Annotated in this window: 5 protein-coding genes; 3 read left to right on the forward strand and 2 right to left on the reverse strand. The window is 43.1% G+C overall.

Going from position 1 to position 9,114, the window contains the following annotated elements:
* Positions 1-156: 156 nt before the first annotated feature.
* Both K6G33_RS06615 and K6G33_RS06620 read left to right on the forward strand, forming a co-directional pair.
* Positions 157-975, forward strand: coding sequence for a DUF169 domain-containing protein (locus tag K6G33_RS06615; protein WP_296777555.1), 819 nt, complete (start codon positions 157-159; stop codon positions 973-975).
* Between the two features lie 33 nt (positions 976-1,008).
* Positions 1,009-2,118, forward strand: coding sequence for a flavodoxin (locus K6G33_RS06620; RefSeq protein WP_296777557.1), 1,110 nt, complete (start codon positions 1,009-1,011; stop codon positions 2,116-2,118).
* Between the two features lie 283 nt (positions 2,119-2,401).
* On the opposite strand, the gene K6G33_RS06625 is transcribed toward K6G33_RS06620, so the two are convergent.
* Entirely contained in the window at positions 2,402-3,013 is a 612-nt protein-coding gene (locus K6G33_RS06625) for a sugar O-acetyltransferase (protein WP_296777560.1), read from the reverse strand.
* Between the two features lie 15 nt (positions 3,014-3,028).
* Complete coding sequence (locus K6G33_RS06630) at positions 3,029-4,747, reverse strand: S41 family peptidase (protein WP_296777561.1); 1,719 nt, start codon at positions 4,745-4,747, stop codon at positions 3,029-3,031.
* A 394-nt stretch (positions 4,748-5,141) separates the two neighbouring features.
* Between K6G33_RS06630 and K6G33_RS06635 the strand changes: the two genes are divergently transcribed.
* A complete protein-coding gene (locus K6G33_RS06635) occupies positions 5,142-8,897 on the forward strand; it encodes a lectin like domain-containing protein (RefSeq protein WP_296777564.1) in 3,756 nt (1,251 codons plus the stop codon).
* The last annotated feature ends 217 nt before the right edge of the window (positions 8,898-9,114 follow it).

The raw sequence follows: 9,114 nt of genomic DNA on the forward strand, positions 1-9,114 counted from the left end.
AAATACACCGATTAAGGACTATGTTTGCAGCATAGTCCTTTTTGTTTGTGTTGGATTTTCGCAGGAAAAGCTGAGGCGTTTGTATTGACAATATATTTTCGGTAATGTATAATAATATTACAAAAAACTTGCTATTTATGAAGGTGAAAACAGACTATGGAACAGAACAGACGAATTTCAGAATTATTAAAAAACACGATAGGACAACGCTATGATGCAATGGCTCTTAAAATGATACGCGAGGAATCCGAGGTCGCAGAAAATGCCATTTATCCTCTGCGTGATCTCGGTCAGCATATGGCACTTTGTCAGGCTTTTGCCCTTTCAAGGAGAGAGGGCAAAACGGTCTATATGCAGAAGAAGGATCATTGGTGCTGGGCTCCGCTCATCGCCTATGGACAGGTAAAGCTTCAGAAGGGGACACCTGCATTTAATGAGCTGCTTCCTGTTATCGGTATCAACGATCCTGAAGCAGCTGCTGCATTTATCGAGAATATGCCTCATCTTCCGACAGATGTATACAAGGGTATACTGACAGCTCCTCTCAGGACTGCCGAATTTGAGCCCGATGCTATCGTTATAAACTGCCGTAATTCGGAGCTCCGCTCAATTCTGCTCGGCATAAAGACGCAGACGGGAACGACCATGAAAACTGAATTTGACGCAATAGACTCATGTGTATGGGGAATAATACCGACACTGACAAAAGGGGAGTACCGCGTATCGTTTCCTGATCCAGGAGATTTCTCAAGAGCCAATACCAGTGAAGATGATGTGATATTGGCTGTACCAAAGGAACGGCTTGCGGAATTTGAAAGGGGTATCGAATCGCTTAATCATATGGGAATGCTGCATAAGTCTTTCAATATGGGCATGGAATATGACTTTGCGCGTCCGCAGTTCTATAACAATATGTTCAGGGCGTGGGGACTTGACGAAGGAAAGAGCTTTACTATTCCAATGCCTGAAAAATAATTCACAAAGCCACGAAAACAACGGAGGTGCTTTATGGAGGGAAAAAAGCTTGAAAAACGCATCGGAACGGCTGTAGACGTACTTATGTACGCGCTGCTGCTTGTACAGATGGTATACGTCTTTACGGGAAATATCCTGCATGAGGCGCTTGGCGTGGGATTTTTTGTGTGTCTTGCAGCGCATCTGGCAATAAAAAGGAAATACCTGTTCAGCCTTTATAAGCTGAAGGGCAAGTCTGCTGCGCGTAAGACCGCTAATATTTCGACAATGCTCCTGTCACTTACATCTGTGGCAATGATGCTTAGCAGTATGGGTGTTTCGAGGACTCTTTTCCCGTGGTTCAGGTATCTTGGATATTCCGATCTTCATGTATATCTTGCAACCGCTGTGCTGACGCTGTCTGTATTCCACGGCGGAATACAGGGCTATATCAGGACAAAGAAAAAGAAACGAGCTGCTGTATTCATTGGTCTTGGCTGCATTGCTTCAATAGCTGTGGGACTGGCGCTCGTTCCGTATCTGAACCGCCATTTCAAGGTCGTGCGTGTAGACCTTGCAAAGGCAGTAAGCGGCGAAAAGATCGAATGGAACGGCAGCAAACCGCTTGTGGTCTACTTTACAAGAGTTGGAAATACCGATTTTGAGGACGATGTCGATGCAGTTTCGGGAGCTTCTCTGATGCTTGCCGACGGCGAACTCATGGGCAGCAACAAGCTAATCGCGGATATGATAGAAAATGCCATAGACTGTGATGTACAGGCAATTAGTCTGACAGGAGAGAAGTATCCTTCAAGCTATGGAAGTACGGTCGCAGTTGCAGGAAAGGAGCTTCGGAAAAATGTACGTCCCGATATCGAGCCGATAAATACCAGTGGCTATGATTCGATAATACTGATATATCCGCTCTGGTGGGGAACCGTTCCCATGCCTGTGGCGACATTCATTGAGAGCAGCGACCTTAGCGGCAGGGAATTGTATCTTATAGCAACTCAAGGCAGCAGCGGCTACGGAAGCAGTGCCGACGACATAGAGAAAATGGCGAAAGGTGCAGATGTTCATAAAGTTATGAGCATTTACTGTGATGATATCCCGACTTCAAGGGAAAGTATCGGCAAATGGCTGAAAGAACTGAATAAAGGATAAAACATTCTTCCACTTTAAGAATGATACTCATATAAAAACTTTACGTGGAATTATCGGGGAAGCGTGTCGCTCTGTCCTTCGGATATCTCCCTGCACTGTGTGGAGCCCCCCTTAATCTTTCCAAAGACTTTTAGCAGATTTTTCTATGATAAAGCCCTTTTGCAGTTTAATACAAAAGGGCAGTATGTTTATGGTTTTTAATGGTCTTGAAGGGGTACAGAGAAAAACTTCTATATGAGTACTGCGTTAAGTGGAAGAATATTTTTTAGCTTCTGACAGTTTTTCACTGCTTCGCTATCTCCATTTGCTTTCCGTGGGAGATAAGCTGTCTGTCATCGTCGTTTATCTCGCGGAGCACACGGCAGGGATTGCCGACAGCCACAACATTCGCGGGTATATCCTTTGTGACCACTCTGCCTGCGCCGATAACTGTATTGTCACCGATGCTTACTCCCGGGAGTATCACAGCTCCTGCTCCGATCCAGCAGTTCTCGCCGATATGAACGGGGAGATTATACTGATAGTCCTGTTTTCGGTATTCGGGGGAGATAGGGTGTGCAGCTGTAGCAACAGTGACATTCGGACCGAACATGGTATAGCTTCCCACATAGATATGAGTATCATCAACGAGTGTAAGGTTGAAGTTTGCGTATATATGGTGTCCGAAGTGGACATTCATACCGCCGAAATTGGAATGGAACGGCGTTTCTATGTATACATTCTCGCCGATCTCAGCGAACATTTTTTTGAGCAGTGCAGTTTTCTCTGTCTGTTGGCTCGGTCTCAGAGCATTATAATCAAACAGCATATCCAGTCGGCGGAACTGCTCTTCGGCGATACTCTCTTCGCCCGGGTGATAGATCATTCCGCTGTGAAGTATCTCTTCAAATTTCATAACTGACCTCCTGTATTATTCTGATGTATTTTCGAGGTATTTTACAGCCCAATCCAGCTCATAGTCTTTCTTATCCCGAAATATTTTCATGGCAGCTTCATAGTCGAGGGGGATGCGTACTTCGACCGGATCACGGCTTATCCTGTCTGCGCGTGGGTCGGTATCGGGTTCGCCGTTTTCATTTATAGTGAGCCCCACAGGATATGAAACGACCACCTCTCCCTTTGACAGTGCGCAGATCCCACCTGTCATCTGACCGCTTCCGTTGGGGTCTGTTATACCTGCAAGGGTGACATTTGGAAGCTTTGAAAGCAGTGCTGCCGTAACGTCGCCTGCGCTGACGCAGTTGAGATTAGTGAGTGCAACGACATTCAGGTCGGCGAATTCTCCGTCGCCGCGGACATTGTGGTATGCAGTACGAATGTATTTACCGTTTTTGCGATAACCGACTCCCACTGCATATCTGTCCTCATCGGTGAGAAGTCCGCACAGTGCGCAGCCTATTTCGTCATAGCCGCCCATATTGTTGCGCAGGTCTATAACAAGGTATTCCATTCCCTGATCTTTTAGTTTTCGCAGCTTTTTGCGGAACATTTCCATTGAATCGCGGCTTTCTCCTTTGAAAAAGGCGATCGCGTCACTTAGACTTCCGCCTGTTGTCTCGGCGCACAGCAGGAGATATCCGCATTTGTCGTTTAGCATTTTTGTGCTGAAATTGGACGAATACATTTCACTGCGATGTTCTGGAATGTGCAAAAAAGCGTTATAAGCATCATCGAGGGTATGTTTATTTTCAATTGCAGGGAGCGATACGGTTTTTTCTTTTCCCGAGCTGTCATTAAACGTGACATCGACAGTTTCCGTGCCGCAAGCTGCAAGATCGAACAGTGCAAGGCGGTCGCCATTGGCTTTTACGGGAACTCCTTGATCGGGAACGTCCTCTTCGGCAGCCTGCAAAATCGGTTTGCCGTTCCATTTTGTTATGACAGTGCCGTCTTTTATACCGAGTTTATGGACGGAAACATCTGTACAGACCGCAATGACCTCTCCGTTGTCAAGCTGAACCATTGATAGTCCATGATCGCGCAGTATTTGTGTCGGTGGATACTTTTCGTGGTCGTAATTTTCAGCTACAAAGATGTGTTCGTCGTGCAGTTCGTTGCAGAACTTAGTCACAGTATCGGCAAATTTTGCGGGATCATTTTCCTGTTCCGCGTTTTTGACAAGCGGCATATATTTTGCTTCAAGGGCGTTGAAATCAATTTCTTTCCATTCTTTAAGCACATAGCTCCTGTCCATTTCCCTGACGAGAGCATGAAATGATCTCGTGTAGCTCATTCGTGAGAAATTATGCGGATTATTCATCGAATTCAAGAAATGAATGCTGAAAATTACAGTCAGAACGCCGCAAATAGTTGATATTACTTTATACGCTTTTTGATTTCCCGCACATAGCATTGGCAGCAATGCGATAACAGCTGTGAGGTACATTGGCGTGTAATTGTTCATGAAATCGGGAAATCCTGATATATATATGAAATAGTGGACTGTCGTTATCAGCAGTGGTATAAAGCAAAGTTTTTTCCATAGTTTGAGTTCGTTTTCATAATAACGCCAGCGATGGTGAAGAATGGCGAGCATGAGCATAGTCAGGAGCACCAAAGCAAGCCATATGATATGCACCATGTTTGCTCTTGCAAACATAAAGCATATCCTTCCTAAAAAATTCTTCATATCAAACCTCCCGTAAATAAATTGAGCATCATTATCCTACCTGTATGTCAGGGAATGATGAATTACATTTATTATAGCATTTTGGAAGGATATTGTAAATGCTTCTGAAAGTATAAAGCTGTAATAAATTACCATAACACAGTTTCGGGTCTGAGCATGATATGCGGCATACGGAAAATGAGTTTGCTGACTGTTTTGGCGTAATATAGCCTTATGTGGTATGTCTGAAAAATTATTAAAATTTTTTATAAATTTGTGTCACATTTTAGTCTGACACTTCGTTAATTAGTATGTGAGATATGAAGAAGGTGGTTTTTACAAAAAAATAATAGAGTTCTCAATTTTACTGTATCCCATATATCTCTGCAAGCAATTTATTATAGGAGGAAAAATTATGAAAAAGAAAAAGACTCTTGCATTCCTTTTAGGCCTTGCACTGACAATGCCGTATTCTTCACTTGCAGCTTTTGCTGCTGAAACAGAAAGCACTGAGGAAGAAATTAAGGATACGGAAGAAATTACCGAAACAGAAGAGGAAGAAGTCCCCGAGGTAAGGTATTTATACGAAGCACCGTTTGAAATGCAGCCTGATCTTGCCGCTGATGAGAACGTTGATGCTGCTGAACTTCCGTCAAAGGTGGATCTGCGCCAAAAGGGACTTGTAACATCTGTAAAAGATCAGGGTGATCTTGGAACCTGCTGGGCACACGCCCTCCTCGGAAGCATTGAAACTGACGTGATCGCTGATGATCCCCATGTTGATCTCTCGGAGCGCTATCTTGCAACATATATCGCTTCTGACGACTATGGCATAGGTAAGGAAAGTCTTATAAAGGGTTCATCTTCTCCGACAGCGATAGGACTTATCTCCAATTGGATCGGAATCGTTTCAGAGAGTATAGCTCCTTACGAAAAGGAGTATGTCTCCGATAAGTCAAGAAAAGAATTACAGGAGCAGTCCGAGCTCCACCTGACCGACGTTCACGTATACGATTTCTATGATCGGGAGATCTGCAGGAGAATGGAAACGAACGATGATTTCTATGCAAAGATCAATGCGGTCAAGAAGGCTGTATGTGACGGACACGCACTGTATCTGTCTATGAATTTTGTTGAGGAGTATGGTGCGGATCATCCGGTAGAAGCAATTTATAATACTCCCGAAGTTGCGGCGGAGAATCAATCTCCTCATGCTGTATTGATTGTGGGTTATGATGATGACTATTCTTTAGATAATTTTTTAAACAAGCCTGAAGGCAACGGCGCATGGCTCGTAAAAAACAGCTGGGGCTTAGACATGGGCGATGACGGTTATTACTGGGTATCGTATTACGACTACTCGATCAATGAGATAGATTATTACGATGTTGTTCCTGCTGAACTGCACGACCACCTGTACTCATATGACGATTTTGGTGTAAGCGGCAGATTCGGACTCTACGAAGACGGCGACACCTGTACATATATATCCAATGCCTTTGTAGCAGAAGAAAACGGATTTGTTACCGATGTAATGCTGAATTGCTGTGTGCCGAATGATGAGTATGAGATATCTGTCTATACAGGTCTTGCAGATGCTTCCGTTCCGACATCGGGCGAAGCTCATTCCGTAACATCAGGCACTATGGATCATATCGGCTATCAGACCATAACTCTCTCCGAGCCCGTTCATATCAGTGAAGGCGAGAGCTTTGCTGTAGTTGCAAAGATATCGGGTGAACAGGGATTCCATGTAGCTTGTGAGTATTCGCCAAATGTTTATGAAGGAATATGTGGCTTTTCTAAATACGGAGGTGAATTAAATGATTCAACTGACCTTGTGAGCGGAGAAAGGATCTTGAAGACATTCGGCAAGGGACAGAGCTATTTCAGTGATGACGGAAAGGTATGGAACGATCTTTATGACAGCTATGAATATGATTCAAGATACCTTACTGGAAATATCTGCCTCAGAGCTATGACCTGCAATGAAGGAGCTGTTCACTTCTCGACTTACAGCGATGCAGTTGCAAAGGGAACTGAGATCGAGCTTTCATGCGCAGACGGCAAGAATATCTACTATTCTGTTGATAACGGCGAATATAAGCTCTATACAGCTCCTGTGACATTCACAAAGGAAATGACATTGTCTGCATACGTTGAAGGCGATGAGAAAAATGTATATTTCAGACATTATGCGGAAAAACGTGCTGATCTGATAAATCTTCTTGTAAAAGCAGGAAATAAAAGATTCTATGCCGAGCTTTCAGACGTGATAGATATTGAAGTGCCTGTTTACACCGAGAATTTTTCATTGCGTCCGACCATGACATGTGTTTTGAAAGACGGGACGAAAGTTTTCGGCTCTTATGAGGATATGACTTATGAATGCAGTTTAAAACCTATGACGCTCAAGTATACTTTAGAGGAAGAAGGACTTCCGTCAACAGAATACACCATTAATGTACATAAGGCGTGTGCGGATACATTTGCAAACGGCATATGGAACGTTGCAGATCAGAATATCTGGTATTATTTCACTGAAGACGGTAAGACAGGTTACCGTATGGATCAGGTAACAGGTGAAAAAACAGCTCTTTCATATACTATAGCAGATAATTTTCTGACGCTCAAGGAAGAGGACAGTGTCCGTAAGGGCTGGATCACTTGTGATGAGATTTTGGCATGTATACAGTGGGAAGACGGAACAAAAACGGAACTGCAATTTTATGACAAAAATGAAGATAAGCATTTTTATACTGTTCCCGATATGAAAAAGGCGGCCATTGATTATATTAAAGGAACAACAGGAAAAGATACGAAATCTGTTGAGGTAGCTCTGAAAGAGCATACTCAGGCAGAAATAACTGCTGTAACTGCATCGGGCGAGAACATAAAGTACACTGTATCCTATAGAACTTTGACGGGACGTGACCAGGATAACAATGTCGTTGACCTGAAGAACATTCCTGTTGATACAGGTATAACTTCCTTCAAGCCAGGTATCTGGAGTACCAGCAATGGAGATTCCAAATATGTTTCCGAGTATATTTATTTTGCTCCGAACGGAAAGGAGTGTGTATATTATTACCTTTACAACGGAGATAAAAATAGTTTTGAATACAGTCTTGAAAACGGTCAGTACGCTATTGATATGAGTTATGGTTATTCTACAGCAGGTATCATAACGATATGGGAAGACCATGCAGAACTTGTGACTGAGTACGGCGATGTCGTGAGATATACATACTTATCAGATGATACTCCCGAGACGTTTAATTTCCTTTGTGAACAGAAAATATCAGAGCTCGTTTCGAAGTATTACGAGTCAGCTAAGTGCCTGGAATATCCGTTTAACTGTGTTGTTAGCGAAACAGGCAATACAGTTGCGGTATATGTAAACTATGAGCAATTTGAAGATGATGAGATCACAGACAAGATATGCTTCCATGTTGACCGCATTACAGGAAAATGTACCGATAAGGACGGCAAAGAGATCGATCTGTTCGCTCCTGTTGAAGATGAGGGAACACGTTTCAAGAGAGGTCTATGGAGAGCCATAAACAATGACAATGTCTGGGAAAACGGTTACTACTGGTTCGGCGGCAAAGACGAGACATCGCTGCTTTTCGAGTGTTCGCAGGGCTATGAGAAGGACATTGAGTATCATGCTGTTGACGGCAACGGTATCGCATATATATACGGTGAAAAGATTCATTTCACCTATTATGAAGATGAAAATGGATTGCATATTGAATGGGGAACCGGCGCCAACGAATATGCCCGCTCAGAGATACTGACTTATATCAAGCCAATGGAAAGAAGCGATGTCAAGATCTATTCGTATTTTACACTTGGCGAATGGGCTTCAAACGATTATAATATCAGGAACCACACACACAGACCTTTAAACTGTTCTTACGTTGAAAAAGAAGATGATAAAAAGGTCATACTTTTTATTTCGGACTATGAAAACGGCGATCTTGTTGATATGTATACAGTCGATGTATTCACAGGAAAGGGCACAAACAGCAATGGAGACTATGTTGAACTTCCGCAGACAGGTATCGGCATCACACCGTATATGATTCTTGCGATCGGTTCGGTTATTCTGATAGGCGCAGGTCTCTTTGTGATAAAGCGTTCAGGCAGAAAAAATGCCGAGGAATAATTAAATTATCCGACAGGTAAATACCAATAAGAAAAGTCCACTCATAAGCTCGGTGCTTATACAGAAGTTTTTACGTGAGATATTGAGGAAAACCCTTTTGAAGAAGATTTTCTCTGTATTCCTTCAAGACCGTTATTTCATTTTTTCTATGATAAAGCCCATTAACAAACTGCCCCTTTGTATTAATTACAAAGGGGCTTTATCATAGAAAAAATCA

The sequence above is a fragment of the Ruminococcus sp. genome (assembly GCF_024691275.1).
Lineage (GTDB): Bacteria > Bacillota > Clostridia > Oscillospirales > Ruminococcaceae > Ruminococcus.

What these genes read in the sequence shown, in the direction of transcription:
- K6G33_RS06615 (WP_296777555.1), top strand. Translation starts at nt 157, where the DNA reads ATGGAACAGAACAGACGAATTTCAGAATTATTAAAAAACACGATAGGA.
- K6G33_RS06620 (WP_296777557.1), top strand. Translation starts at nt 1,009, where the DNA reads ATGGAGGGAAAAAAGCTTGAAAAACGCATCGGAACGGCTGTAGACGTA.
- K6G33_RS06625 (WP_296777560.1), bottom strand. Translation starts at nt 3,013, where the DNA reads ATGAAATTTGAAGAGATACTTCACAGCGGAATGATCTATCACCCGGGC.
- K6G33_RS06630 (WP_296777561.1), bottom strand. Translation starts at nt 4,747, where the DNA reads ATGAAGAATTTTTTAGGAAGGATATGCTTTATGTTTGCAAGAGCAAAC.
- K6G33_RS06635 (WP_296777564.1), top strand. Translation starts at nt 5,142, where the DNA reads ATGAAAAAGAAAAAGACTCTTGCATTCCTTTTAGGCCTTGCACTGACA.